Source organism: Streptomyces sp. NPDC043952 (genome assembly GCF_056435325.1).
Genome location: NZ_JBWKES010000012.1, coordinates 27,219 through 52,895 on the forward strand (window position 1 = coordinate 27,219; position 25,677 = coordinate 52,895).

Genomic DNA, 25,677 nt, shown 5'->3' on the forward strand with positions numbered 1-25,677 from the left:
GTTGCCGCACGGGGGCGTTCCCGTGGCGGACGCTCCGTTTCGCCGCTACCGCAAGCTGTCCAACGCCCTGTCGTGGGGGCAGGTGTCGAGGCGCCACTTCGACCACACGACCCGCCCTGAACTGGAGCGTCTCGCCGCCGCCCTGATCAGCGCCCGGTGCGGAGTCGACCCCCTCTCCCGTCCTGACGCGGCCCGCGCTCTGCTCGGCGATGACCTGTGGGCCCTGGCCGAACCGGGCCGTCCGCGCAGCGACGACTCCTTTGCGCCTGCCGTCCCGCTGGCCACCGTGGCCCGGCTCATCGACCGCCTGGAGGACCTGTGACCGTCGTCGGCACCGAACTGGACGTACCGCAGTGCGCGACGCTCGCGGCGAGGGTTCTCGACGAGGTCGAGCGCGCGGTTGTCGGCAAGCGCCGGGCCCTGCGGCTGATCCTGCTCGGCATCCTGGCCTCCGGGCATGTTCTTCTCGAGGACCTGCCCGGGCTGGGCAAGACGCTGGCGGCCCGCTCCTTCGCCACCGCGCTGGGTCTGGGCTTCACCCGGATGCAGTTCACTCCGGACCTGCTGCCCGCTGACCTCACCGGCGCCCCCGTCTACGACCCGCGCACCGGCGAACTCGCCTTCCGTCCCGGGCCCGTCTTCACCCAGCTGCTGCTCGCTGACGAGATCAACCGCACGCCGCCCAAGACGCAAGCGGCCCTCTTGGAAGCGATGTCCGAGCACCAAGTCAGCAGTGACGGCGAGACCCGGCCGCTGCCCGTGCCCTTCATCGTGCTGGCCACGGACAACCCCATCGAGTTCGAGGGCACCTATCCGTTGCCGGAGGCGCAGTTGGACCGCTTCATCGCTCGGGTCCGCATCGGCTATCCCGACACCCAAGACGAGGCGGAGCTGCTGAACCGCCGTCTGCGCCGAGCTGATCCCGGTCCGCCGATGGTGGGGCAGGTTGTCGACGCGGCCGGAGTGGTCGCCATGCGCCGGGCGATCGAACAGGTCGAGGTCGAGCCCGATCTCGTCGACTACGTCGTGGCGTTGGCGTCCGCCACGCGTGCGCATGCCCAGTGTGCCGTCGGGGCGAGCCCGCGTGCCTCCCTCGCCCTCCTTCAAATGGCCCGTGGCCAAGCTCTCCTGGAGGGGCGCGACTTCGTCACGGCGGACGACGTGAAGTCGGTCGCCGTGCCCGCGCTCGCTCACCGCATCGTGCTCAGGCCCGAACTATGGGTCCGCAGACTCAGCGGCGACGACGTCATCGCCGACGTACTGCGCACGGTCCCCGTCCCCGACCCACACCCCACCCACCGGGCCGGGAGTACGTCATGACGAGGCTGCATGGCCACCGTGCCGGTGCGGGACCGCAGGCACCGGACCCGGGCCAGGAGACGAGCATCCAGTGGGAGCCCACACCCCTCTTCAGGACCCTGTCCCTGCTGGCCCTGCTGTCCCTGGCAGCCACAGTGATCGTCGGCCGGGCACAACTCCTCATCGTCGCCGGGCCGCTGCTGTGGTGGCTCGCCGCAGCGCCCCGCTCCCACCCCGGCGAGCTGACCGTGGACGTCGAAGCAGACACATACCGCTGCAGCGAGGGCGACACCGTCCAGATAACCCTCACCGTGCGCGCGGACGACGACCTCGACGTCGTCTCGGCCGCCCTGCCCCTTCCGCCCCGGACACTCGTGATCAAAAGACCCGCGGCGCCCCGTCCCGCGGCACGCGAGCACCGGCTGCAGTGGTGTCTCCGGCCGGGGCAGTGGGGACGGTGGACGGTGGGTCCCGCCACGCTGTGCGTCCGCGCCCCGGGCGGACTCCATCAAGTCCGCCTTGCCTGCCCGGCGGTCGAACTGGCCGTTCTGCCGTTGCCCGTCGTCGTGGCTCGCGGCCCGCAACCGGCCTCCCTTCCGCGCCGCACCGGCGGTCACCCGGCCCACGCTGCCGGAGACGGCACCGAATTCGACGGATTGCGCCCCTACCAGCCCGGCGACCGCCCGCGGCAGGTCAACTGGCCTGCCAGTGCCCGCAGACAGTCCCTGTTCGTCACCACACGGCGGGACGAGCGCTCCTTCGATCTGATCCTTCTCCTCGACGCGTTCCTTCGCGTCGGGCCGGTCGGCCGCGACAGTCTGGATGTTTCCGTACGGGCCGCCTCCGGTCTGGCCCGTGCGCATCTGCGCGCTGGTGACCGTGTCGGCGTGGTGGCCGTCGGTGGCCGTCTGCGCGGTCTCGCCCCGGGCATCGGCGACCACCAGCTGCAGCGGATCGCCGATGCCGTCCTCGACGTCCGCCTGGACGACAGTTACGTCGACCCGGACGTGTCGCGCCTGCCCCGCACGGTTCTGCCACCGGGTGCCCTCGCGGTCCTGTTCAGTCCGATGCTCGACGAGCGTGCGCGGATGACCGCACTGGAGCTGCGTCGTCGACGTCACCCGGTCGTCATCGTCGACGTACTCAGCGCTGAACCCTCTGTCGTCCGCCGCGACCGCGTGGGGCAACTCGCCGTGCGGTGGTGGCACTTGGATCGAGAGGCGGGCCGGTTCGAACTCGGCCGCTGGGGCATCCCGGTCCTGCCCTGGCAGGGGACAACATCGCTCGACGAGGCGTTCGTCCCGCTGCTGCGACGCCCGGTCGGCGTTGGGGGGCGAACGCCATGACACCGAGGCAACGTGCCGTTGTGGGCAGCGTCGTGGGCGCCGGTCTCCTGGCGTGCGCCACAGCCGGGCTGCCCTGGTTCTGGGCCATCCCGTGCCTGGCGGCGGGATCCCTGCTCCTCATCGGCGCCGAGCTACGGAAGGGGCGCCGGGCCAGTGGCGTGCCGATCACCGCGATCCTGGCTCTGTCGCTGTGCGCTCTGGTTCCCGGTGGACACCTCAGCACCCAATGGGCCGTGTTGACCTCCATGGGCATCGTCCTGTTCATCACGGTGCACGAGGCACGAGCTGTGCAGGAGCGGTGGGGTGCTGTCCGCGGCGAGGTGTGGGGCGCGCTGCTGGTTGCGCTGGCCTGCGGAGCTTTGATGCTGCTGCCCGCCCTGCACGTCCCCTGGCTCCTCGGAGTCGGCGCGGGCGCATCGGCTCTGGTCTTCGCTATCGCCGTGACCGGCACGAAGGCGCAAGCCAGCCGCCTTCGCGCGAGGACGCAAGCGGTCCGTGCGCGACAGCCCTCACACGGTGAGGGATCCGCCGGCCACAGCGGGACGGTGCGGCCATGACGCAATCCGGAGTTCGCCCCGGTCGGGTGATGTGGCGCTGGCGCCGTAACCCGCTCAAGCGCCGCAGCGACACCGTGGAAGCTGGCTGCTCCTCGCGGCGTGGGTCATCGCCGTAGTCGGCGGGCTGTGTGCCGGATGCGCAACGGCGGCACAGTCGGGGAACGACATAGCCCGGCAGCGGGTGCAGAGGCACCCCGTGGTGGCCGTGCTCGTCCGCAACGCCCCCGGCCAGGCGGCTGCCCGAGCCGTGGCCGACGACGCGGTGTGGACCGCTGTGCGGTGGCGTGAGAGCGACGGCTCGCTGTTCACCGCCCAGGCCAAGGTCGCGCCGAACACGCCGGCAGGCACGCACGTCGCACTCTGGGCGGACGCTTCGGCGCCTTCCTGGTCGTGCGTGTGCTGCTGGCGGGCGTGCAGCGGCGGCGGATGCGGCAGTGGGAGCACGACTGGGCGGTAGCCGACGATCAATGGGGCACGCCGTGATGGCCACCAGTCGAACTGTAGTACGCCGAGAGCGCGGTGCCGCTCCGGGCGGCGCCACCGCGATGCGGTTCGTGCTGCTCGTCGGTGTGGTGAGCCTGTTCTCGGACATGACCCACGAGGGCGCCCGTGGCATCTCCGGTCCGTTCATGGGGTCGCTCGGCGCCAGCGCGCTGATCATCTCCGTGGTCGCCCGATGCGGTGAACTCCTCGGCTACGCCCTGCGGTTCGTCTTCGGAGCGCTCGCCGACCGCACCGGCCGGTACTGGCCCATCACCGCCGTCGGCTACACCGTGCAGATGGTGGCGGTTCCTTTGCTGGCCCTGGCCGGGCAGTGGCCGATCGCCGCTCTCCTGATCGTCGCCGAGCGAAGCGGGCGCGCGATGCGCACACCTGCCCGGGATGCGATGCTCGCTCACGCCACCGCCGAGCTCGGCCGCGGCTGGGTCTTCGGCGTCCGCGAGGCCCTGGATGCGACCGGAGCGATGGTCGGCCCGCTCATCGTCGCCGCCGTGCTCGCCCTGCACGGCGGCTATCGCCTGAGCTTCACCGTCCTCGCCGTCCCCGCGGCCCTCACCCTGCTGGCCCTGCTGACCGCCTGGCGCCAGTACCCCGTGCCCGCCGACCTCGAAGCGGACTCCTCCCCCGCATCGCCGAGTCGCGGCGACTCCCGGACGTTCTACGTGTACCTGGCCGCCATGGGGCTGGTCGCCGCGGGTTACGCCGACTTTCCCTTGATCGCCTACCACTTCGGCCAGCAGCGCACCATGACCCTAACGTGGGTCCCCGTCCTGTACGCGGGCGCGATGGCCATGGAGGCCGTGGCAGCACTCGTCCTGGGACGGCTCTTCGACCGGTGCGGGTTGTGGACCGTGGTCGGCACGACCGCGCTCACCGCCTGCTACCCGCCGCTGGTCTTCCTCGGCAACGCCACCGCCGCGGTGCTCGGCGTCCTGCTGTGGGGCCTGGGCACAGCCGCCCAGGAATCGATCGTCCGAGCCGCGCTGACCGGCATGGACGCCCCTGACCGGCGAGCCCGCGCCTTCGGCCTGTTCGACACCGGCTTCGGCGCCTGCTGGTTCGCGGGCAGCCTCGTCCTGGGCGCCCTGTACGACCTGTCGGTACCCGCCCTCGTCCTGTTCGCGGTCGCCGTGCAGCTGGCTGCCGTTCCGCTGATCCTCAAGGCGCGCCACGCCACGTGAACCGCCGGCCCGTCATCGGGCACGGGCCCGGAGCAGCTGCATCAGGAGGTCCTGGGCTTTCGAGTACGACGAGGAGGCCACGCGCAGCCGCCACGGGTGACGCTGTCGATCGGCGGGGGTCAGGACACGGACCGGTGGCGGCGCGGGGGCGGCGTGCGCCGGGATGTCGGCTTGGCGGAGCGCTTCGAGCACCGGGGCGACCCGTTCAGCCGGGATGTCGGCAATCGGCGCCCAGGACGAAGCGGCGAGTCCGTTGTCCCGGCCGCCCGGCGGCAGCCACCCGGGGGCGAATGCGGCGGTGGATGCGCCGTGGGACGAGTCCGGTCGGTGAGGGCTGGAGGCTGGTGCGGCCATGGCATCCACCTCGCTTCAGAGCGGAGAGGCAGGAACCATCGGCCGACGGGCTGGGTGGCCGCCCGATCGTGGGGGCGGCCCCGGCGGGATCCAGCGCCGGATTGCGTACACCTCCACCGTACGCCGGGATCGGCCGGGCCCCCCGACAGCGTCGGCGCGAGCTGATCGGCGTACCCTGGATATCAGCGCAGCCCCTGGTAGGACACAGTGGGAGGCGCGTCGTTTACGCCGGTGATGGGGCTCACCGCAACCGCGGCATCCGCCGCTGACGGTCCCTGGTCGATGAAGCATGACCAGGAGGCCCCATGCCCACGCCCGCTCCGTCCCGCTCCTCTCCCGGGCTCTGGGCCATGCTCCGCCGTGCCGGGCGCCTACTCCAGGGCCGTCGTCCCGTGAAAGCCGTGCCGACCCGGCAGGTGCAGCTTCATGCCCTGCTTGGCATCCTCGACGAGGCCGCCCAGGCACAGCCGGCCGCCGATCACGCTGTGGACGCCTGCCGCGAGACGGGCTGCATCTCCGCCACGGTGCTGAAGGATGTGGCCCGCCAGCAGTCGCTGTATCACCAGCTGATGCTGCGTCTGCGCGCCCTGCGCCTGGACCCTGACCTGAGCACGCTGGGCGAACGGACATCCCGCCTCTTGGCCCACCACGAATGGACCCTCAACCAGGCCCTGAGAACGGCGCAGTCACCGCTGGCACAACCGTCGGCGGCGACGACGCGCCTCGATCTGGACGGTCTGGGCTCGACCGGAGATGCCTTGCGGGCTCTGCGCGACGAGGTCCATGACCGCGTCCAGGCCGGACACGACAGTCCCGAGCCGGAAGGCACGCCGTGACCCGGGGAAACACGCCGCAGGGGCTCGAGGCAGCACCGCGGTGGAGGAAGTGGCGCGCCCGCGCAAGTACCCGGACGCAGCGCTCCACCAGCGAGGCAGTCCAGCAGGCTGTCAGGGAAGCCCGGCAGCTCCTCGCCCGGACGCCCTGCTGCGTCTGCAGCGAGCGCGACGAAGCCGTCGAGCGGTGGTTGAAGTTCTTCATCGCCGACAGCCACACCGACCAGGGCGTGATGGGCCGCGTCACGGCAGCAGGCGGCCTGTGCCCCGCGCACACCCAGGGCCCTGCTCGCCGACCTGTCCGCACCATGGCTCCTGCCCCAGGTCCACCAGGCTGCGCTCCGTGGAAGCGCGGCACTGCTCGACCCGGACGGCCCAGCCCCTCTCCGGTGCGTGGCCTGCACCGCGGGCAACGCGGCCACCCAGCGCGCTCTGGCCACCCTGACGACCGTGATCGACCACAACGATGTGCGCAGCGGCGTTCACCCCGGCACCGTATGCCTGCCCCACCTGGCCGAACTGACCGCCCATGTCCCCCCAAAGGAGGCGCTGCTTCTGGCGGCTGCCACATCGGCCGGCCTCGAACAACACCAACCGAGCCTGCGCGTGCTGGCCGGTGCCGACCCGGACGCCGACGCCCGTTGCGCCCAGTACACACGGCTCGACCGGCTTCTTCCTGTGGAAGCCGCGCGGCAGCTCCACGGAATCACGGCCCGCTGGGAGTCCGACATGGACATGAGCTGCTGCCCACTGTGCCTCGCACAGGAGCGAGCCGTACGACGGCTGCTGCAGTGGATGGCGACCCGAGTCGGCCGGGGCGCGCCGAACGAAGAGGAACGTCGGCTGTGCCCACGTCACCTCTACGACATCGACGCGATCGGCGGGCCAGGTCTGCCGCCCGTACTGGAGGTCGCCACCGGCCAGTGGCAGGACCGCTTGGCGCGGTTCCGTCGGCTTCTTGCCCAGGGCAAAGGAGCACCGCAGACAGCAGGAGCCGAACTGACCGCAACCGTGCGCTGCCGGGCCTGCGCAGAGCAGGAACTCGCCGAGACACGCCAACTGAGCCTCTTGACCGCCCAGTTGCAGGACCCGCTTCAGGCACAGAAGTACGCGGTCACGCACGGCGTGTGCCTGCGGCACGCAGCAGCGCACCGCGAAACCCTGCCCGCCGGCGCCCGGAGCCTCCTGCTCGCCCGACTGGCCCAATTGAGCTGGGAGGTCGACGAGGCGTTGCGTAAGCAGGACTGGCGGACCCGACACGAGACCAGAGGCGCTGAGGCCACCGTGGACCGACGCGCCCCCACCCTCCTCGACGGACAGGTCTGGGCCGGCATGCCCCCACCCAGCACCTCAGCCGAGGACCCAACGCCCCATCCGCGAGAGCCGCACGAAGAGACGGCTCCGAATGCAAGGAGAGACCAGTGGAGTTCGACGTGACCGTGGAGATCCCCCAGGGATCCAGGAACAAGTACGAGATCGACCACGAGTCGCACCGCATCCGCCTGGACCGACTCCTGTTCACCTCCACCAAGTACCCGGCGGACTACGGCTTCATCGAGGACACCCTCGGCGGCGACGGCGACCCCCTGGACGCCCTCGTCCTGGTCGGCGAGCCGACTTTCCCCGGCTGCGTCATCGCCTGCCGGGCGGTAGGCATGTTCGTGATGAGCGACGAGAACGGCCCCGACGAGAAGGTGCTGTGCGTCCCCGCACACGATCCCCGCTACAGCAACATCCAGGACATCGGCGACGTCCCCTCCTACGACCGCTTGGAGATCACCCACTTCTTCGAGGTCTATAAGGACCTCGAACCCGGCAAGAGCGTCGAGGGGTCGCACTGGGAGGGCCGCGAGAAGGCGTACGAGGAGATCGAAGCGTCCCGGCGCCGGGCAGCAGCGGAGCCCGGCGCCCATGCCTGAGCCGCTCAGGCCGCTCGGCCCGCTGGTGCTCGTGCGGCACGGACAGAGCACGGCCAACGCCGACGGCCGCTTCACCGGCTGGGTGGACGTCCCGCTCACCCAGCACGGCGAGCACGAAGCCGTCGAAGCAGCCAAGCTCCTGGACACGGCCGGTCTGCGACCCGACGTGGTCCACACGTCCGTGATGGGCCGCTCCATCCGCAGCGCCGACCTGCTGCTCGCCGCCCTCGACCGGCAGTGGATCCCCGTACGGCGCACCTGGCGGCTGAACGAACGGCAATACGGCGCCCTGACCGGACGCGACAAGAACGAGGTCCGGGCCCAGGTCGGCGATAAGCAGTACCGGGCCTGGCGACGGTCCATGCACAGCAGACCCGACCCGCTTGCGCCATCCGAGCTGGCACGGCTGCGGGCCGATGCACGCTATGCGACGCTGCGCCCGACGGGCGTGCCCGCAGTGGAGAGCCTGGCGGACATGGTCACCCGCGTCGCGCCGTACTGGGCCGACGTCCTGGCACCGCAGCTGCGCGAGGGGCGCACCGTGCTGGTCGTCGCTCACGGCAACGCGCTACGCGCCTTGTGCGTCGTCCTCGACCGGCTGACCGAGGCCGAGTCCGAGATGCTCAACATCCCCACCGCGGCACCGCTGCGCTACGACTTCACCGCCGAGCTGGATCCCGTGATCCGTTGTGGCACCTACCTCGATCCCGACAGCGCCTGGGCGCGTGCCGAACTCGTCGCCGCCGAAGGACACCGCTGAACCCCCGCACCTTATGAAGGAGACCGTCATGCCCCTGCAGATCACCGACCTGCACGCCGTGGAGATCCTCGACTCCCGCGCCCGTCCCACCCTCGCCGTCACCCTCACCCTGGCCGACGGCACCCGAATCCGCGCGGGCGTCCCCTCCGGCGCGTCCACCGGCACCCGCGAAGCCGTCGAACTCCGCGACGGCGACAAGGCCCGCTACAACGGCCAGGGCGTCCTCGGCGCCGTCGGCAACGTCAACGGGGAGATCGCGGGGGCCCTGTCCGGCCGAACCTTCGGCTCCGCTCAGGACGTCGACCGGGCGCTCATCGAGCTGGACGACACGGACACCAAGTCCCGACTCGGCGCGAACGCCATCATCGGTGTCTCGCTCGCCGCCTACCGCGCCGAAGCCGCCCTGGCCGGAACGGAATTGTGGCAGCACATCGCCCAGGCCGCCGGGACCACGCCCCGCCTGCCGGTACCCCACTTCAACGTCGTCAACGGCGGCGCCCACGCCGCGAACAACCTCGATTTCCAGGAGTTCATGCTCGCCCCGCTCGGCGCACCGAGCCTGCCCGAAGCCGTCCGCGCCGGCGCCGAGGTGTACGCCAAGCTGAAGGCCCGCCTGGCGGCATCCGGACACGCCACCGGCCTGGGTGACGAGGGCGGCTTCGCCCCCGCCATCGACCGTCCGGAAGACGTGCTCCAGGCCCTCGTCGAGGCGATCACCGATGCCGGGTACACGCCCGGCCGCGACGGCGTGGCCATCGCCCTGGACCCCGCCGCCAGCGAGTTCCGCTCCGGCGACGGCTACCGCATCGCAGGCCAGGACGTGACCAGCAATCAACTCATCGACCGCTACGAGGAAATCGTCGACCGCTTCCCCGTCTGGTCGATCGAGGACGGGCTCGGCGAGGACGACTGGGACGGCTGGGTCCGCCTGACCGAACGGCTCGGCGACCGCGTCCAGGTGATGGGTGACGACATCTTCGTCACCAACCCGGCCATCATCACCGAAGCCATCGCGAAGAAGGTCGGCAACTCCGCCCTGATCAAGGTCAACCAGATCGGGACCGTCACCGAGACCCTCGACGCCATGCGGATCTGCCGCGAGGCCGGCTACACGCAGATGGTCTCCCACCGTTCCGGTGAGACCGAGGACGCCTTCATCGCCGACCTCGTCGTCGGCACCGGCAGCGGACAGATCAAGTCCGGCGCCCCGGCCCGCGGCGAACGCGTGGCCAAGTACAACCGCCTCCTCGAAATCGCCGATGCGCACGCCACGTCGCTTCCCTTCGGCATCGGCTGAGCACTGCTCGGCAGACTGGCCTATCACTCCGGGCTGAAGGCTGCCGGGCAATCCCGTAGTAGGACCGTCGTGGTGCGTGGGCCGCGTCAGCGGACCTCGCACCACACGCCGGCCGCGGCTGTCGCCCGTGACGCAACGGCGTCACCGTCTGACAGGCCGGCCTCAGCGACAGGTTGGGGTGCGAGAAGATCGCGTCACTCCACTGCCGTCTGTTCCGTTTCACCCCTAGGGTCGATCGGCATCCGATGCGAGACGGTCAGGAGGCAGAGTCCCTATGTCTAAGAGCGCAACGAGAGGCGGGCTGTTCGGTGAGCTGTCCGCGGAATTCGCCGGCACGCTCATCCTCATCCTCTTCGGCTGCGGTGTGGTCGCGCAGGTGGCCGGAGCGGATATCGGCGACCACGACAGCATCGCTTGGGCCTGGGGGCTGGGCGTCACCCTCGGCGTCTACGCCGCGGCCCGGCTCAGCGGCGCACACCTGAACCCGGCCGTCACCGTGGCGCTCGCGGTGTTCAGCGGCTTCTCCTGGCGCAAGGTCGCCCCCTACGCACTGGCGCAGACCGCGGGCGCTTTCGTCGCCGCGCTCCTGGTGCGTTGGAACTATTCCGAGGTTCTCGCCAAAGCCGACCCCGGCCACACCATCAAGACCCAGGGCGTCTTCTCCACCCTGCCGGGCAACGGGACCCTGCCGGTCAGCGAACTGGGCGCCCTGCGCGACCAGATCATCGGCACCGCGATCCTGCTGTTCGTCATCTTCGCCCTCACCGACGTACTCAACACCCCGCCCGGAGCCAATCTGGCGCCGCTGCTCATCGGCCTCCTCGTCGTCGCGATCGGCATGGCCTTCGGCACGGACGCCGGCTACGCGATCAACCCGGCGCGCGACTTCGGCCCACGGCTCGCGAGCTTCCTCACCGGGTATGGCACGGCCTGGCGGGACCAGTACGGCAACCTGTACTTCTGGGTCCCGATCATCGGCCCTCTTATCGGGGGCGTGCTCGGTGCCGCTGCCTACCGGCTACTGATCAGCCGGCACCTCCCTGTACCGGAGCAGCAGGAACCCGGCCGCACGCCGAGCCCGAACAGCTGATGGCTCCCAGGTGACCCGTTCAGCCGCGCGGGACAGCAAATGCGCTCAGCATCGCCTGCCCGGCGGAGAGCCTGTTCCAGGAGTCGAATCGCGTGAGCACCGCCACGGCCGAGGTGGCGAACTTTTCCCGCGCCGCCCTGAGCGCCTCGGCCTCTCCGTTTCCTGCCAGCATCAGCACCAAGTCCTGGACGCCCGGATGATGACCGACCAGCGCTACGGTCACGAGATGGTCGGGCACGTGCCGCACCACGTCGAGCAAGCCCGCCTCGTCCGCTTCATAGACCCTGCGCTCGAACATCACATCCGGCCGCGGACTGAACGCTTCCGAGGCCAGCTGCCACGTTGTGCGTGCCCGCACCGCCGTGGAACAGATCACGAGATCCGGCGTGCAGTGTTCTTCCCGCAGCCACTGCCCGATGGCCGGCGCATCACGTCGCCCCCGGCCTGACAGCGGCCGTTCATGGTCGGGCACAGCGGCCGGCCACGCTGACTTGGCGTGCCGCACGACCACCAGCCGCAGCGCGACCATTACGTTGTCCGTCGCTCGAAGGCTTGCTGGCCCACGTCTTGGGTCAGCCCCAGCCCCAGGATCCTGTCCGCAAGAGCGAACATTTCGAACTTTGCGCCCGCAGCCACTTCCTGCGCTATTTCGGTGCGGCGCAGCAAATTGAGCACAGCGGGCGTGTCGAGATCGGCTTCGAACGCGGCTTGCGCGCGTCGGCACAGGTCGTCCGGCACCGGTTTGGATGGGGCACATGCCCACTGCGCCACGCGGCGACGCCAGCGATGCAACGTGTACGCGGCAGTTCCGATGTCGTGCGGCAGGAACCGCGCACTGCTGCGATACGGCCGGTCAAGCAGGGCGAGGCGCACCGCGACCGCATCCGGTGCGTCGTCGGTGCCGTCACCGTGACCGGGGCGCCGGGCATCGGCAACCACCAGCCAGGTGCCCTGCTCGCTGTCGCACCGGACATCGTCCGAGACGTGGACGTCTGCCGGGCGCCCCAACCCGTCGGGACCGCTCCTTCTCACGGCGGTGAATGCCATCGGCGGGTGAACGCCGAGCGCGCTCATGACAGGGGCCAGGTCCGCGATCCGCGCCGGAGATGGATCACCCAGTTCACAGGCCCAGATCATCTGGAAGCCCTGCGCCTCCACAGTCCGCAGCAACACGTCCGCGACCACCAGTAGACGTGCGGAAGCAAGCCCGTCCGGCTCGCCTGGGACGTGAACACACATACGGATCAACCGGTCCGGTGAAACGCCCAGCGGCACGAGTCGACGCGTGCGGGCATCCGTGACGGTCAGCATCGCCGGTGCTCCTTCATTCCAGGCAACCGGTGAGGCGGCGGAAGGCACGCTGTGCGTCGGAAACGAGGTGTTCCGCCTCGTCCCGCACACCACATCCGATGACGTGATACCGGTGGCCGGGGGCGAGTCGGGCGAGCGCTTCGACCCACGCCTCTGGCTCAGCGTGCCAGCGCGGCAGGTCGGGGACGTCGACCAGACCGAGGAAGCACTCTGCCTCGGCGACGCTCACCACTTCGTCGAGCGGGATTCCCCCGTCGCCCAGATGCAGCACCGCGACTGGCCACGCCGCCACGGCCTGGGACGGCAGCGCGGGCTCAGGCATCAGCACTAGGGCGGGCACGGGGGAGCCTTCCGCGGTCAAGGTGTCGGATACGACGCCTCTCCCCACAGGCCACCCTTCTGGCAGGCCCTCTTCGTGGCGCCCTATGGCGGACCCGGTCGTGGCATCGACAGTGACGCTGATACGGGGCATTGAGCCCACCTCCCGCACCTCCAGTGCGTGGCTGGATTGCCCAGAGGCCATCAGCACCCACGTCGATGCGGTTACGGCGAGCCTCATCGCCGGTCCATTTCAGTGTCCTGCGGCCCAGCCGCGACCACAACAGCCGCCGTCTCGATGCCCGAGGAGAAGGCAGCGGGAACGCCAGGTATCCTTGCGCAGGCGGTGATGTTGTGACACCGCACGGCGGTGGGGCCCGCCGTACCCGAACCGCGGCGACGACGCCGACAACGGTCCCTACTTGCGACGCGCACTCGTATACAACCGTGCCCGGCGAGTAGGAGAGCTAGGTGACAAAGGCCCAATCCGCGATGGTGAACGAACCCGTCGATCCCGATATCGACCTCCACATCCCCGCGCAGCGCAAAGAAGCCCGCCTGCGGCAACGCCCAGTCATAGCGGTCGTCGCCCTCGGCGGCGCCATCGGCGCGTCAGCTCGCTATGGCGCCTCGCTACTGTGGCCGACCGCGCCAGACGCCTTCCCCTGGACAACACTGATCGTGAACGCGGTCGGCTGCGCGATCATCGGCGTGTTCATGGTCGTGATCACCGATATCTGGGCCGCGCACCGACTCGTCCGCCCCTTCTTCGGCACCGGCGTCCTGGGCGGCTTCACCACCTTCTCCACCTACGCCACAGACATCCAGCGCCTGGTCAACGGCAAGGACGCCCGCATGGGCCTCGCCTACCTGGCCCTCACTCTCGTAGCTGCCCTGGTCTCGGTGTGGGCCGCGGCAACTCTCACTCGTCGCGTCATCAAGTGGAGGCAGCCGTGAGACTGACCGGACCCGCCCTGCGCGTCACCGTCTTCATCGGCGAGAACAAGACCTGGCACCACAAGCCCGTCTACACGGAGATCGTTCACCGCGCCCACCGTGCCGGCCTCGCCGGCGCCTCCGTCTTCCACGGCATCGAAGGCTTCGGCGCCTCGTCCCTCATCCACACCAGCCGCCTCCTCTCCCTGAGCGAAGACCTGCCAGTAGCCATCGTGATCGTCGACACCGAGGAACGCATCCGCGAATTCCTGCCTCAACTGGACGAACTGGTCACCGAAGGACTCGTCATCCTCGACGACTGCGAAGTCATCCGCTACATCGGCCAGGACAAGGAGGCGACCCAGTGAACTGGCTGCTCGTCATCGCCGGCGCCGCGGTCGGCGCCCCACTGCGCTACCTGACCGACCGGACCGTCCAGTCCAAGCACGACACGGTATTCCCCTGGGGCACCTTCACCGTCAACGTCGTCGGCTGCCTGATCCTCGGCCTCCTGACGGGAGCAATCAACGCAGGGGCCGCATCCTCCAACGTGCAGCTCCTCCTCGGAACCGGCCTGTGCGGCGCGCTCACCACGTACTCGACGTTCTCCTACGAAACGCTCCGGCTGGCTGAAGACGGCGCCCGCTTCTTCGCCGCGGCCAACGTCGTCGCCAGCGTCGTGGCCGGACTCGGCGCGGCCTTCACCGGCGCCGCGCTCGCCCAGGCGGCCTGGGGATAGTCCCCGTCTGCCTCTCTCTACTGCAGGCCCCCTCCCTGGGACCCTCGCCCCACCGGTACGGTGCGCATGAGCCCAGGTTCCGGAGGGGGCCGCCATGCTTGCGACAGGGCCCGCTGCACGTCTGACCATCCACTTGTCCGGCACTGCGTTGTGGCACCACAAGCCTGTGTACGCCGAGATCGTCCACCGTGCACGCCACTACGGCCTCGCCGGCGCAAGCGTCTTCCACGGCTTCTCCGGCTTCGACGCCCACCTGCCCCCCTCAAGCTCAGACCGACCATGCGTCGCGGCTCTCCCTGCATGGCCCCTGCGTCGTAGTGATCGTCGACGAGGAGCAGCGGCTCAGGGAATTCCTGGCCGGAGCACACGACGTCCTGACCCACGCAGAGATGGTCGCCCTTGATCACGTGACGGTGTACCGGGCAGCGTGAAGGGCTCGTTCCGCCGAGGCAGATCAGTCCTCGGTGTAGCCGGCGAAGAACTCGCTCCCGGCTTCCGAGATGCGCCGCGGACGGCCCGTCTCCAGGTCATAGGCGGCCATCTTGGTGGTGGCCTCGGCGTACGTGCGCTCGCCGTCCCTGATCGTGTACCCCAGCTCAAGCCGCGCGCCGCGGCAGGTGACGACCCAGACATCCACGTGTACGGGCTGGTCGCGGTAGTCCAGCGGCATCTTGTAGTCGATAACGGACTGCTGGACCACGAAGGCGTGACGACGCCGCTCGGCCTCGTCCGCTGGCAGCAGCTCCTGAACCATCCTCGTACGTGCCTCTTCGAGGTAAGTCAGGTAGCGGGAATTGTGGACGTGACCGTAGCTGTCGGCGTCGGCCCAGCGCAGCGGGAGCGGATAGGTGAACTTGGGCATGAGGGTCTTCCTGTGCAGAGAACGGGACGTAGCGGAGAGCATTCGTCGGGGAACCACCACTGGTGACGACTCCCCGACGAATGCCTGACGACCTACCTCGCCACGGCCACCGCGCACCCCGCAGAGCTGAAGAACATGCGCTGGCTGCAGCCCGACGACTTCACGCTGCCCCTGCACGCCACCCTCTGGCAGTGCCTGACCGCTCTGGCCCACAACGGGGAACCCGTGGACCCCGTCACCGTGCTCTGGGAAGCCCAGCACCGCGGACTCCTCGCTGACGGCCTCGCCCCCGGCGACCTCATCGACCTGGTCTCCACCCCCGTCGGCTCACCCGAATACTGGGGTGAGCGAGTCCTTCAACGCGCCCTGCTGGGCCGCGCCTTCGATGTCGGAACACGCATTGCCGCCTACACCCAGGACCCGGCCAACACCCCGCACCAGTTGATCACCGGCAGCCGCCGCGCCCTGGCCGACCTCAGCGCCCTGCGCACCCGCTGGCACCGCAGCACCAGCCCTCCTACGCCGTCAGCTCGCCAACCGCGCAGCCCGGCCGTCTCACGAGCCGGCCCGCCGCCGCGAGCCACCGCGGTCAGCACCCGAGCACTCCGATGACCCCACCACCTGCTCCGGCCGGCCCCGCGTCGGCCGGAGCCGTGAAACGAGGACAGATTGCCGCACCCCGAAGCAGACCCGCACCTCCGCCTCGACCTGTTCGACGGCCGCCCCGGCGCCGTCACCGCCACCATCACCGGCACGCCCACCCACACCGTACGAGCCCTGCTCGCCGTCCACGGCTTCGAGCCCCTCGACGACACGACGATGGTCATGGCACGCATCGACCGCGAAGAGCCGCACTACGCCGAACAGGCCGCACGCGCCCTGCGCGCCGAGGGCATCACCGTGAACATCACACCCCAACTGCGCGAAGAGATCGACACCGAATGGACCTGGGCCAACTACCCCATGCCCTGGTGCTCGCGTGAGGAGATCCGCGAGGTCTCCGCCGACGCCCAGCAGATCTACGACGACATCCGTCACGGCCGCCTGATCATCCACGCTCACGCCCACGACGGCTGGACCACCGTGGCCGTCGGCACCTACCGCGACGGCCCGAGCATCCACCTCCACGGTGAAAACCACCTCCGCGTAGAGGCCGGCCGATACGACACGCCCGTCAAGGCCATCGCCGAGTTCGAGCGCCTCCACGGCGATGCCGTACGCCCCGGCCCTGCCCCGGCCACCAGCACCGAACGCGACGCCGAGCAAGCACGCACCCCATCCACGCCCGACGCGGCCGACGCGGCCGACGCCCAAGCGTCCCCGGCGACGGCCGAGCCCGCAGAGGCGGACTCGGCCGGCCCTGACGACCACGAAGCGCTCCTGACGGACTTCCTCGAGTCGCACGGAGAGTGGGAACGCTGGCGCACCTGGTCCGACGACACCACCCACGCCGTCCACGAATCCCTCGTCCTGCGCGCCGAGTTCGTCCACGAAGCCAGCCCCGACGACACCCAGTGGAAGATCTCCGCGTACGAGAGCCCGGTCGGCGAGCGCCTGTGGCACGCCATCGCGACCACCACGGTTCCCGTGGAGATCATGCAGGTGCTCCTCGACAGCCTCGCGTCCACGGATGCGGTACAAATCGCGGCGGGCAACCAGGTCTCGGAGGCGGTCATCAGCGACGCCACCCACCCGCTGTCCGACGCTGGCTGGGAACACGTGGTCGACGGTCGCTGGATCCGCTGGCAGGCGCCGGGGGGCCACGCTGCCGGTGTCCACTTCGACGCCTTCGCCGCCCACGCTCCTCACAGTGGCCTGCCCGCCTGGACATTCTGGGGCGGTGACGACGCCAGCACCCCCCGGTGGGCGCTTCACTTCTCGGCGCACGCAGCAGCCTCCGTGCTGCAGGACGTGGCCTTCGAAGTGGCCCACGGGGTCACACAGAAGCCCATCACCGCTCGACGCCAGGGACTCAACGCCCTGAGCCGTACCGACATCCGCGCGCAGCCGGTCCCACGCGCTGGTTCGGCGAGGTCGCGGTGACGTCTGGCCAAGCGGGTGGCAGCGGCCATCACGCCTGCGCCACGATGCAAATGCACGACGAACACGAGCCGCTGGAGGACTGGGCACGCCGCCGCGAGGAACGTCGACACGCCTCGAAGGGCAAGCGCCGCGCGGTGCCTTTGACCGAAGGTCCGCACCGCGGGCAACACGTCGACCCCGACGCACCCCGCGTGATCCAAGAATGGAACGGAACCGAGTGGGAGACGGTCGCCCTGGCCAGCAATCTCGCCGAGGCCAAGACCGTGCTGTACCCACCACAGCCGGCCGAACAGAAAGCCACCGAATGAGATCGCCCCGCGCTGGGAAAAGGCCGGGGCCGACACCGGAAGCCGACCTCAGCAGAGGACCGAGAGACGTAGCAGTCCGTTCAGGGCCACGCGGAAGGACGGCGGCAATATAGCGGCGGATCCCCGGTTACCGAAACCGGGGATCCACCGAATACTTGTAGCTCCACCGCCACTTCTTGACCGCCCGTCGAAAGGCAGCACCACGACGACCCCTAACGTCACCTCCACGCGTCAACGCGAGGCCGGTCCCTGCTTCGTCATGCCGCGGCGTAGCTCAGCCGGAACAGGTCCTGGGCGCGCTCCAGGTCCCGCTCGGTGCGCAGCTGCACCTCCAGGTCTCCCGTGCCGTGGTGGCCGAGCCCGGTCACGTCCCGGGTGAAGCCGGACACCAGGTCCACCGCCGTCGGATCCGCTTTCAGGTAGACCAGTACCTTGGTCTGCTGGGGCGGGATGAGGCAGGCAAAGTTCCGCAGCCGCTGATAGGCGCGGTACTGCTTGCGCTGCACCCAGGTGACGCCGTCGTCCAGGCCGACGAGGACCTCGACGACCGCTGCCGCCAACTCGCCCGTCGCCCCGCCCTGCTGCCGAACCGGCAGACCAGGGGCGCGGCGGCGTGCCCGCTTGGCGTCACTCAAGTGCCCGGTAACCGAAGCCACGGTCTCAAGGCCGAAGTGGTCGCTGCCGAAGTACCGGTAGCGGACCAGGTCGATCGAGCGCCGGTGCTCACGTACGGCGTGTGCGTCGTAGCGGGTGAAGTCGCCGGCCACGCAGATCAGCCGCGGTGCGCTCCACAGGATCTGGGACGCGGCCGTCGCCCCGAGCCGGTCGCGGACCAGGCTCCGGAAGGCGTCCTTGTGGCTCATCAGCCAGGCCATATAAAAGAGGCCCTGGTTGATGACACCGGCATCCGTGCCCCGCTTGTACTCCACGATCACGGGAGCACCGTTCGCGTCCAGCCCCAGCGAATCGATCCGCCCGCCGTCGACGCAGTCGATCACGTACTCGCTCGCGAGGAACGTGACGCCCAGCATCGCCTCCATGTGCGCCTCGACGAGATCCTGCACATCCGCCTCGACCACAGCAAGACGCGGCATGACCTCAGTCACGCCGCCATTCGTCGTGTGGAACAGCTTCAGGCCCGGCACCTTCCCCTCCTCAGCTCCGAAATCACCAACTCTGGGTGGGGCCGAGCTATTTCCGCAGAGAGATTCGCCCGCTCCAGAGAGGGCTTGCGACAGACAGTCGGCGGCCATTGGCGACCGCAAAGAAGGGCACCCACGCGCGCCACTTACCATTCCGCCTCGAAGCCCCGGCCGAGCGCTCATCGCTAACACTGAAATGGTTCGGTCCGCAGGACGACGCGACCGAACAAACCTCCGCCGAGCTGCCTCCCCCAGCACAACGAAGCCGCCCGCGCCCTCCAAGGAACAATGGAGAGTGCGGGCGGCCGTCGCTATATCTGACGCCTCATCAAACGCACCTGACGAACCATCAAAACGAGCGTCATTTGAGCGTCACGAGCGTCAAATCAGCGTCAAGATATCGCCCGTAACGCACACAACGCACATAATGCACACTGAGAAAACTGCAGGTCAGCGGAGCTTTTCAGCAGGTTCAAGGATCGCCACGCACTCCACATGATGCGTCATCGGAAACAAGTCGAACGCCCGCAGCGTCCGCACCCGGTACCCGTTCTCCCCGAAGTACCCCAGGTCGCGTGCCAGGGCCGCCGGGTCGCAGGCGACGTAGGCGATGCGGCGGGCCCGCAGGGACGCGAGGTGTTTGACCGTGTCGCGGCCGGCGCCGGCGCGTGGGGGGTCGAGGACGATCAGGTCGACCTCGGTGATGCCCGTGCGCGGGAGGACGGATTCGACCTTGCCCTGTTCGATGCGGACGCGGGGGAAGTCGGCCAGGTTGTGGCGCGCGTCCTCGACCGCGCGCTTGCCGGACTCGATGCCGAGGACCGCGCCCTTGTCGCCGAGGCGGTCGGCGAGGGCGCCGGCGAAGAGGCCGACGCCGCAGTAGAGGTCGAGGGCCATCTCGCCCTTGCGCGGGAGCAGGCCCTGCATCACCGCGGTGACGAGGGTGTCCGCCGCCTTCGGGTGGACCTGCCAGAAGCCGCCGGCGCCGACGCGGTGGGTGCGGCCGTCCGCGCGCTCGCGGACGAAGGGGCGGCCGTGGACGCGGTGCACGCCGCCGGTCTTCTCGTCGACCCGCATGACCGAGACCGGCTTGTCCAGCTCGACCAGGGGCAGGCGGCCGCCCGGACGCGGGGTGAGGATCACCTGGCGGTCCTGGGAGCCCGTCGCCGCGATCGCCTCGACCGACTCCATGCCGGCCCACTCGTGCTTCTCGATGCCCAGCTCGGACACGCCCGGCGCGGCGATCATGCAGTGGTCGATGCGCTCGACCTCGTGCGAGCGGTGCCGGCGCAGGCCCGCGTGGCCCTCGGCGTCGACGGCGTACTGCACCCGCGTACGCCACTGCGGCACCTCGCCGGCGGGCAGCTTGTCGCCCTCGGCCGGGACCACCGTGCCGTCCCAGCCCGCCTCCTCCGGGGTGAGGCCCGCCAGGCGCCTGAGCTGCTCGGCGAGGACGTCCGCCTTGAGCCGGCGCTGGGCGCCCGGCTTGGCGTGCTGCCAGTCGCAGCCGCCGCAGCGGCCGGGCCCGGCGAAGGGGCAGGGGGCCTCGATGCGGTCCTTGGACGCCTCCAGGATCCGTACGGCGTCCGCGCGCAGGAACCGCGCGCCCTCCTCGCCCTCGGTCACCTTCGCCACCACCCGCTCGCCGGGCAGCGCGTGCCGGACGAACAGCACCTGGCCCTCGGCGGTACGGGCGATGCAGTGGCCGCCATGGGCGACGGGGCCGATCTCGACCTCGTACTCCTCGCCCACCAGAGACGTGGTCGGTTCTGCCTGCATGGTGGGTGACTCCAGAGGATCGGGTTCGCGGCGGCACAGGGACGGCGGCGAAGGCCGCCGAGCTGCGGAGACGGGTCCGGGGCGGTCGAGCGCAGCCCGGTGGACCGACAACAGCCCACCAGTCTACGGCCTCGCCGCCCCGGCCTCGTACGCCGGTGCCCCGGCCCTGTACCCCGGTCCCGGTGTCCGGCGCCCCGTCAGTCCTTCGCCGACGAGCCCGACGTGCCCGCCGAGCCAGACGTGCCCGCCGAACCCGCCGATTCCGAGGAACCGGACGGCTCCGACGACCCCGACGGCTCCACTGTCTCCACCGGCTCCTTGGGCCGCACCGCCGCCGGTCCGCGGCGGACCGCGCCGGGCGCGCTCCACTCCTGGCGCCTGCGGGCCCGCATCTTGGCCGCCTCGGAGGAGGCCAGCTGGTAGGGCACCGAAGTGACCATCACACCGGGCGTGAACAGCAGACGGCCCTTGAGGCGCAGGGCGCTCTGGTTGTGCAGCAGGTGCTCGTACCAGTGGCCGACCACGTACTCGGGGATGATCACCGAGACCGCGTCGCGCGGGGACTCCTTGCGCAGGCCCTTGACGTACTCGATCACCGGCCGGGTGACCTCGCGGTACGGCGAGTCGAGGACCTTCAGCGGTACGTCGATGCCGCGCCGCTCCCACTCCTCGCGCAGCGCCTTGGTCTCGGCCGGGTCCACGTTGACCGTGAGCGCCTCCAGGCCGTCGGAACGCATCAGCTTGGCGTACGCCAGGGCACGCAGCGTCGGACGGTGGATCTTGGAGATCAGCACCACCGAGTGCACACGGGAGGGGCGGACCAGGTCGTCGTCCGGCTCCTCCGGCGCGGCGATCTCCTCGGCGACGCGGTCGTAGTGCTTGCGGATCGCGGTCATGGTCGCGAAGAAGATGCACATGCCCAGCAGGGCCACCCAGGCGCCGTGCGTGAACTTGGTGACCAGGACGACGACCAGCACCAGGCCGGTGAGGAAGGCACCGAAGGTGTTGATCGCCCGCGAGCGCATCATGTGGCGCCGCTTGGCCTGGTCCTTCTCGACCGCGAGGTGGCGGTTCCAGTGCCGCACCATGCCGGTCTGGCTCAGCGTGAAGGACACGAACACGCCGACGATGTAGAGCTGGATCAGGCGCGTGGAGTCGGCGCCGTAGATCACGGTCAGCAGCGCGGCGGCGCCGGCGAGCAGCACGATGCCGTTGGAGAAGGCGAGCCGGTCGCCGCGGGTGTGCAGCTGGCGGGGCAGGTAGCGGTCCTGGGCGAGGATCGAGCCCAGCAGCGGGAAGCCGTTGTACGCGGTGTTGGCCGCGAGGAACAGCACCAGCGCGGTGGCGGCCGCCAGGAGCACGAACAGGAAGCTGCCCTTGCCGAAGACCGCTTCGGCGACCTGGGAGATCACCGGGTTCTGGACGTAGCCGGAGCCGATCGGGTGGCCGTTGTGCAGCAGGTCGGTGGCCGGGTTCTCGGCCATGCGGACCTTGGTCACCGCGGCCAGCGCGATGATGCCGCAGAACATGGTGACGGCCAGCAGGCCCATCGCCGCGAGGGTGGTCGCCGCGTTCTTGGACTTCGGCTTGCGGAAGGCCGGCACACCGTTGGAGATGGCCTCGACGCCGGTCAGGGCGGCGCAGCCGGAGGAGAAGGCGCGCAGCAGCAGGAAGACCAGCGCGAAGCCCGCGAGGCCCTGGTGCTCGGCCCTGATGTGGAAGTCGGCGGTCGGCGCCCGCATGGTGTCGCCGAGCACCAGGCCGCGGAACGCGCCCCACAGGATCATGACGAAGACGCCGCCGACGAACACGTACGTCGGGATCGCGAAGAGTTTGCCGGACTCCTTGACGCCGCGCAGGTTCATCAGCGTCAGCAGGACGATCACCACGGTCGCGCAGAGCACCTTGTGCTCGACCACGAACGGGATGGCCGAGCCTAGGTTCTCGATGCCGGAGGCGATGGACACCGCGACCGTCAGCACGTAGTCCACGAGCAGGGCGCTCGCCACGGTGAGGCCGGCCTTGGGGCCGAGGTTGGTGGTCGCCACCTCGTAGTCGCCGCCGCCGCTCGGGTAGGCGTGCACGTTCTGGCGGTAGGAGGCGACCACGGTGAACATCAGCACGACGACCGCGACGGCGATCCAGGGGCTGAAGTGGTACGCCGACACGCCCGCGATGGACAGGACCAGCAGAACCTCCCCCGGCGCGTAGGCGACGGAGGACAGCGGGTCGGAGGCGAAGACGGGGAGTGCGATGCGCTTGGGCAGGAGGGTTTCCCCCAGCCGGTCACTGCGCAGTGCGCGCCCGATCAGGATCCGTTTGGGCACGTCGGTCAGTTTGGACACGAGAGAGGATCGTAAGCCTTCGAACTGGCAGCCGCCCACCCTGTCCGCAATATCTTCCCCATGGGTGAACTCCGCGGCGGTGTGATGTACGGATTCCGTGGCGCGGGCTCGGGTCGTGTCTAGATGGCAAACCCCGCCTGTCGCCGACCTCTGGAGGCCCCATGCCGCCGACTCCTGAGCTGATCGGAGCGGTGCTCGCCCTGGTCTGCCTCGGAATCCTGACCGTGTGCAGCGTGCGCAGCATCACTCGAAGACGAGCGGATGAGCCTCTGTAAGCCCGTGTGACGCCCGTGTGAGCCCGGTGCGCGGGGCTGTCCAGGGCACGGGGGTGCCCGGTGAGGGTGATGCGTGTGTAGCTTAAGCGACGGTCTGAGAACCTGTTAAGGCCAAGCCAACGACTCTTGACTTCGGAAGGACGGTCGTGCACATCGTCATCATGGGCTGCGGGCGAGTCGGCTCCGCTCTCGCCCAGACCCTGGAGCAACAGGGGCACACGGTCGCCGTGATCGACCAGGACCCGACCGCCTTCCGTCGGCTGGGACCGGGATTCGGGGGCCGCCGGGTCACCGGAGTCGGCTTCGACCAGGACACCCTGCGCGAGGCGGGGATCGAGGAGGCGGGCGCCTTCGCCGCCGTCTCCAGCGGCGACAACTCCAACATCATCTCCGCGCGGGTCGCGCGCGAGATGTTCGGCGTGGAGAACGTGGCCGCCCGTATCTACGACCCCCGGCGCGCCGAGGTCTACCAGCGCCTCGGGATCCCGACCGTGGCCACGGTCCGCTGGACCGCCGACCAGATGCTGCGCCGGCTGCTGCCCTCCGGGGCCGAGCCGCTGTGGCGGGACCCGACCGGCGGGGTGCAGCTCGCCGAGGTGCACGCCTCCCCGAAGTGGGTCGGCCACAAGATCAGCAAGATGCAGGAGGACACGGGCGTCCGGGTGGCGTTCCTGACCCGGCTGGGCGAGGCGATCCTGCCGAGCTCCCAGACGGTGCTCCAGGAGGGCGACCTCGTGCACGTGATGATGCGGACGGACGACGTGGAGACGGTCGAGGCGGCGTTCGCCGGGGGCCCGGAAGAGGAGGGCGGTCACTGATGAGGGTCGCCATTGCCGGAGCCGGCGCCGTCGGCCGCTCGATCGCCGGCGAGCTGCTGGAGAACGGCCACGAGATCCTGCTCATCGACAAGGCCCCGACCGCCATCTCGGTGGAGCGGGTGCCGCAGGCGGAGTGGCTGCTGGCCGACGCCTGTGAGATCACGTCCCTGGACGAGGCGGCGCTCCAGCGCTGCAACGTGGTGATCGCCGCCACCGGTGACGACAAGGTCAACCTGGTGGTGTCGCTGCTCGCCAAGACGGAGTACGGCGTTCCGCGTGTCGTCGCACGGGTGAACAACCCCAAGAACGAGTGGCTGTTCAACGAGGCGTGGGGCGTGGACGTGGCCGTCTCCACCCCGCGGCTGATGTCCGCCCTGGTCGAGGAGGCGGTGAGCGTCGGCGACCTGGTGCGGCTGCTGCGCTTCAGCCACGGCGACGCGAACCTGGTGGAGCTGACGCTGCCCGAGGAGTCGGCCCTGGCCGGCACCCAGGTCGGGGATGTGCGCTGGCCCGAGGACACCTCGCTGGTGACCATCATCCGGGGCACCCGCGTGCTGACGCCGTCCCGCGAGGACTCCCTGGAGCCGGGCGACGAGCTGCTGTTCGTGGCGGCGCAGGCCCGGGGGGAGAAGCGGGAGAACCTGTTGTTGGGGCGAGGGAGGAAAGAATCCGGACGCTCCCAACGCCCTTGAAAACGCGGGAGGCCCCCTTCCCCGCCAAGCCCCCCCTTCCGCGTCGTAGCGACGCATACGGTGGGGTGCGGTCACGGTCCGTCCCGGCGACCGCATACGGTACGGCGGTCAGGCCGTGGCGACGGTCTGCGGTACGGCGGTCAGGCCGCGGCGACCCACTGCGGTACGGCCCTCACGCCTGCCTGCGATGGCGGCCCGGCATGGTCTCGGTCTCGCCGCCCTCCGCGGCCAGCGCGGCCTTGCGCTCCTTCTCCGCCTTCTCGGCCTGCTCCTCGGCCTCCATCTCCGCGAAGACGTCGATCGGGGCGGGTGCCTTGGCGAGGAAGACCCAGGTGAGCCAGACGGCCAGCAGGAAGGGCGGGATCTTTAGGGCGACGAGGACCCAGCCGAGCCGGGTGGTGTCGGACCACCAGTACAGCGGGAAGAGGATCGCGCACTTGGCGAGCAGGATCAGGCCCCAGGCCCAACTCGACTTCGCGTACGCCTTCTTGCGGCCCGGATTGCGGGTGCGCCAGGAGAGGTTCTCCTTGAAGACCGGACCCAGCACGACGCCGATCAGCGGGACCCCGAGCAGGGTGGTGACGATGTAGGCGAGCGCCAGGCCCAGTGTGTAAAGCATGCCGGGCAGGTAGAAGTCCTTGGCGTTGCCGGTGAACATGGCGAACACCACGCCGAAGATCACGCCGAACACGCCGCTGAAGGCGTGCTTGACGGTGTCCTTCATGGCGAGCCGGACCACGACCAGCACCAGGGAGACGGCCAGCGCGGCGATCGCCGAGAGGTGCAGGTTCTTGTCGATCGTGAAGATCGCGACGAACAGCAGGCCCGGCACGACCGTCTCGACCATGCCGCGGACGCCGCCGAACGCCTCGAACAGCGCCGCCTCCGTCACCGCACGGGCGTCGCCGTCGCCGGACGCGCCGGGTGGGGTCTGGTCGGTGTCTTCGGTCGGCTTGTCGAGGGACGTCACCG

28 protein-coding genes and 1 riboswitch are annotated in these 25,677 nt (G+C 69.9%); of the genes, 20 read left to right on the forward strand and 8 right to left on the reverse strand.

Annotation, left to right across the window (positions count from 1 at the left end; translation table 11 throughout):
* Window positions 1-22: 22 nt before the first annotated feature.
* From AC069R_RS16240 to AC069R_RS16290, 11 genes are all read left to right on the forward strand, one after another.
* Window positions 23-322, forward strand: a complete 300-nt coding sequence (locus AC069R_RS16240; RefSeq protein ID WP_478767445.1) for a hypothetical protein — start codon at window positions 23-25, stop codon at window positions 320-322.
* On the forward strand, window positions 319-1,320 hold the full coding sequence (locus AC069R_RS16245) for an AAA family ATPase (RefSeq protein WP_478767446.1): 1,002 nt from the start codon (window positions 319-321) through the stop codon (window positions 1,318-1,320). Before AC069R_RS16240 ends, AC069R_RS16245 begins: the two co-directional genes overlap by 4 nt.
* A 134-nt stretch (window positions 1,321-1,454) precedes the next feature.
* Window positions 1,455-2,645 carry a DUF58 domain-containing protein gene (locus AC069R_RS16250; protein WP_478767447.1) on the forward strand — a complete coding sequence of 397 codons (1,191 nt, stop codon included), beginning with the start codon at window positions 1,455-1,457 and terminating at the stop codon, window positions 2,643-2,645.
* Between the two features lie 20 nt (window positions 2,646-2,665).
* Window positions 2,666-3,202: a hypothetical protein gene (locus AC069R_RS16255; protein WP_478767448.1), complete on the forward strand. Its 537-nt coding sequence runs from the start codon at window positions 2,666-2,668 to the stop codon at window positions 3,200-3,202.
* 482 nt (window positions 3,203-3,684) lie between these two features.
* Window positions 3,685-4,884: an MFS transporter gene (locus AC069R_RS16260; protein ID WP_478767449.1), complete on the forward strand. Its 1,200-nt coding sequence runs from the start codon at window positions 3,685-3,687 to the stop codon at window positions 4,882-4,884.
* A 755-nt stretch (window positions 4,885-5,639) separates the two neighbouring features.
* Window positions 5,640-6,074 carry a hypothetical protein gene (locus AC069R_RS16265; protein ID WP_478767450.1) on the forward strand — a complete coding sequence of 145 codons (435 nt, stop codon included), beginning with the start codon at window positions 5,640-5,642 and terminating at the stop codon, window positions 6,072-6,074.
* Window positions 6,075-6,521: 447 nt separating this feature from the next.
* Window positions 6,522-7,508 carry a hypothetical protein gene (locus AC069R_RS16270; RefSeq protein WP_478767451.1) on the forward strand — a complete coding sequence of 329 codons (987 nt, stop codon included), beginning with the start codon at window positions 6,522-6,524 and terminating at the stop codon, window positions 7,506-7,508.
* Entirely contained in the window at window positions 7,493-7,990 is a 498-nt protein-coding gene (locus AC069R_RS16275) for an inorganic diphosphatase (protein ID WP_478767452.1), read from the forward strand. Before AC069R_RS16270 ends, AC069R_RS16275 begins: the two co-directional genes overlap by 16 nt.
* Window positions 7,983-8,750: a 2,3-bisphosphoglycerate-dependent phosphoglycerate mutase gene (locus tag AC069R_RS16280; protein ID WP_478767453.1), complete on the forward strand. Its 768-nt coding sequence runs from the start codon at window positions 7,983-7,985 to the stop codon at window positions 8,748-8,750. The genes AC069R_RS16275 and AC069R_RS16280 overlap by 8 nt, the downstream gene beginning before the upstream one ends.
* A 28-nt stretch (window positions 8,751-8,778) precedes the next feature.
* Complete coding sequence (gene eno, locus AC069R_RS16285) at window positions 8,779-10,047, forward strand: phosphopyruvate hydratase (protein WP_478767454.1); 1,269 nt, start codon at window positions 8,779-8,781, stop codon at window positions 10,045-10,047.
* 274 nt (window positions 10,048-10,321) lie between these two features.
* Window positions 10,322-11,137, forward strand: a complete 816-nt coding sequence (locus tag AC069R_RS16290) for an MIP/aquaporin family protein (RefSeq protein ID WP_478767455.1) — start codon at window positions 10,322-10,324, stop codon at window positions 11,135-11,137.
* 19 nt (window positions 11,138-11,156) lie between these two features.
* Here AC069R_RS16290 and AC069R_RS16295 read toward each other — a convergent pair whose 3' ends face one another.
* The 3 genes from AC069R_RS16295 to AC069R_RS16305 form a co-directional block, all read right to left on the reverse strand.
* Entirely contained in the window at window positions 11,157-11,666 is a 510-nt protein-coding gene (locus AC069R_RS16295; protein WP_478767456.1) for a SixA phosphatase family protein, read from the reverse strand.
* Window positions 11,666-12,448, reverse strand: a complete 783-nt coding sequence (locus AC069R_RS16300) for a hypothetical protein (protein WP_478767457.1) — start codon at window positions 12,446-12,448, stop codon at window positions 11,666-11,668. The genes AC069R_RS16295 and AC069R_RS16300 overlap by 1 nt, the downstream gene beginning before the upstream one ends.
* A gap of 13 nt (window positions 12,449-12,461) precedes the next feature.
* Window positions 12,462-12,971 carry an inorganic diphosphatase gene (locus AC069R_RS16305; protein WP_478767573.1) on the reverse strand — a complete coding sequence of 170 codons (510 nt, stop codon included), beginning with the start codon at window positions 12,969-12,971 and terminating at the stop codon, window positions 12,462-12,464.
* Window positions 12,955-13,020: riboswitch (Fluoride riboswitch) on the reverse strand. Its footprint overlaps the gene before it by 17 nt.
* A gap of 238 nt (window positions 13,021-13,258) precedes the next feature.
* Between AC069R_RS16305 and crcB (AC069R_RS16310) the strand changes: the two genes are divergently transcribed.
* The 4 genes from crcB (AC069R_RS16310) to AC069R_RS16325 all read left to right on the forward strand — a co-directional run bounded on the left by crcB (AC069R_RS16310) (window position 13,259) and on the right by AC069R_RS16325 (window position 14,844).
* Window positions 13,259-13,723 carry a fluoride efflux transporter CrcB gene (gene crcB / locus AC069R_RS16310; RefSeq protein WP_478767574.1) on the forward strand — a complete coding sequence of 155 codons (465 nt, stop codon included), beginning with the start codon at window positions 13,259-13,261 and terminating at the stop codon, window positions 13,721-13,723.
* Entirely contained in the window at window positions 13,720-14,070 is a 351-nt protein-coding gene (locus tag AC069R_RS16315) for a DUF190 domain-containing protein (RefSeq protein ID WP_478767458.1), read from the forward strand. The genes crcB (AC069R_RS16310) and AC069R_RS16315 overlap by 4 nt, the downstream gene beginning before the upstream one ends.
* Window positions 14,067-14,441, forward strand: a complete 375-nt coding sequence (gene crcB, locus AC069R_RS16320; protein WP_478767459.1) for a fluoride efflux transporter CrcB — start codon at window positions 14,067-14,069, stop codon at window positions 14,439-14,441. The genes AC069R_RS16315 and crcB (AC069R_RS16320) overlap by 4 nt, the downstream gene beginning before the upstream one ends.
* Window positions 14,442-14,535: 94 nt before the next feature.
* Window positions 14,536-14,844, forward strand: a complete 309-nt coding sequence (locus tag AC069R_RS16325; RefSeq protein WP_478767460.1) for a DUF190 domain-containing protein — start codon at window positions 14,536-14,538, stop codon at window positions 14,842-14,844.
* Between the two features lie 51 nt (window positions 14,845-14,895).
* On the opposite strand, the gene AC069R_RS16330 is transcribed toward AC069R_RS16325, so the two are convergent.
* Entirely contained in the window at window positions 14,896-15,303 is a 408-nt protein-coding gene (locus AC069R_RS16330) for an acyl-CoA thioesterase (RefSeq protein WP_478767461.1), read from the reverse strand.
* A gap of 135 nt (window positions 15,304-15,438) precedes the next feature.
* Here AC069R_RS16330 and AC069R_RS16335 point away from each other — a divergent pair, with 135 nt between their 5' ends.
* Genes AC069R_RS16335 through AC069R_RS16345 form a run of 3 tightly spaced genes read left to right on the forward strand, consistent with a single transcriptional unit; the run spans window position 15,439 to window position 17,654 of the window.
* Entirely contained in the window at window positions 15,439-15,915 is a 477-nt protein-coding gene (locus tag AC069R_RS16335) for a DnaB-like helicase N-terminal domain-containing protein (RefSeq protein WP_478767462.1), read from the forward strand.
* A 57-nt stretch (window positions 15,916-15,972) separates the two neighbouring features.
* Window positions 15,973-17,346: an SPDY domain-containing protein gene (locus AC069R_RS16340; RefSeq protein WP_478767463.1), complete on the forward strand. Its 1,374-nt coding sequence runs from the start codon at window positions 15,973-15,975 to the stop codon at window positions 17,344-17,346.
* Window positions 17,347-17,396: 50 nt separating this feature from the next.
* Window positions 17,397-17,654 carry a DUF6087 family protein gene (locus AC069R_RS16345; RefSeq protein WP_478767464.1) on the forward strand — a complete coding sequence of 86 codons (258 nt, stop codon included), beginning with the start codon at window positions 17,397-17,399 and terminating at the stop codon, window positions 17,652-17,654.
* A 257-nt stretch (window positions 17,655-17,911) separates the two neighbouring features.
* Here AC069R_RS16345 and AC069R_RS16350 read toward each other — a convergent pair whose 3' ends face one another.
* The 3 genes from AC069R_RS16350 to AC069R_RS16360 all read right to left on the reverse strand — a co-directional run bounded on the left by AC069R_RS16350 (window position 17,912) and on the right by AC069R_RS16360 (window position 22,920).
* The gene (locus AC069R_RS16350; RefSeq protein ID WP_478767465.1) at window positions 17,912-18,799 is read right to left on the reverse strand and encodes a transporter; all 888 of its coding nucleotides are present in this window, start codon (window positions 18,797-18,799) and stop codon (window positions 17,912-17,914) included.
* A gap of 447 nt (window positions 18,800-19,246) precedes the next feature.
* A complete protein-coding gene (locus AC069R_RS16355; protein ID WP_478767466.1) occupies window positions 19,247-20,575 on the reverse strand; it encodes a class I SAM-dependent RNA methyltransferase in 1,329 nt (442 codons plus the stop codon).
* Between the two features lie 197 nt (window positions 20,576-20,772).
* Window positions 20,773-22,920, reverse strand: a complete 2,148-nt coding sequence (locus AC069R_RS16360) for an APC family permease (RefSeq protein WP_478767467.1) — start codon at window positions 22,918-22,920, stop codon at window positions 20,773-20,775.
* 421 nt (window positions 22,921-23,341) lie between these two features.
* Between AC069R_RS16360 and AC069R_RS16365 the strand changes: the two genes are divergently transcribed.
* Both AC069R_RS16365 and AC069R_RS16370 read left to right on the forward strand, forming a co-directional pair.
* Entirely contained in the window at window positions 23,342-24,013 is a 672-nt protein-coding gene (locus AC069R_RS16365; protein ID WP_478767468.1) for a potassium channel family protein, read from the forward strand.
* On the forward strand, window positions 24,013-24,705 hold the full coding sequence (locus AC069R_RS16370; protein WP_478767469.1) for a potassium channel family protein: 693 nt from the start codon (window positions 24,013-24,015) through the stop codon (window positions 24,703-24,705). Before AC069R_RS16365 ends, AC069R_RS16370 begins: the two co-directional genes overlap by 1 nt.
* Window positions 24,706-24,877: 172 nt before the next feature.
* Here the strand turns inward: AC069R_RS16370 and AC069R_RS16375 are convergent, their stop codons facing one another.
* Entirely contained in the window at window positions 24,878-25,675 is a 798-nt protein-coding gene (locus AC069R_RS16375) for a DUF3159 domain-containing protein (RefSeq protein ID WP_478767470.1), read from the reverse strand.
* Between the last annotated feature and the right edge of the window lie 2 nt (window positions 25,676-25,677).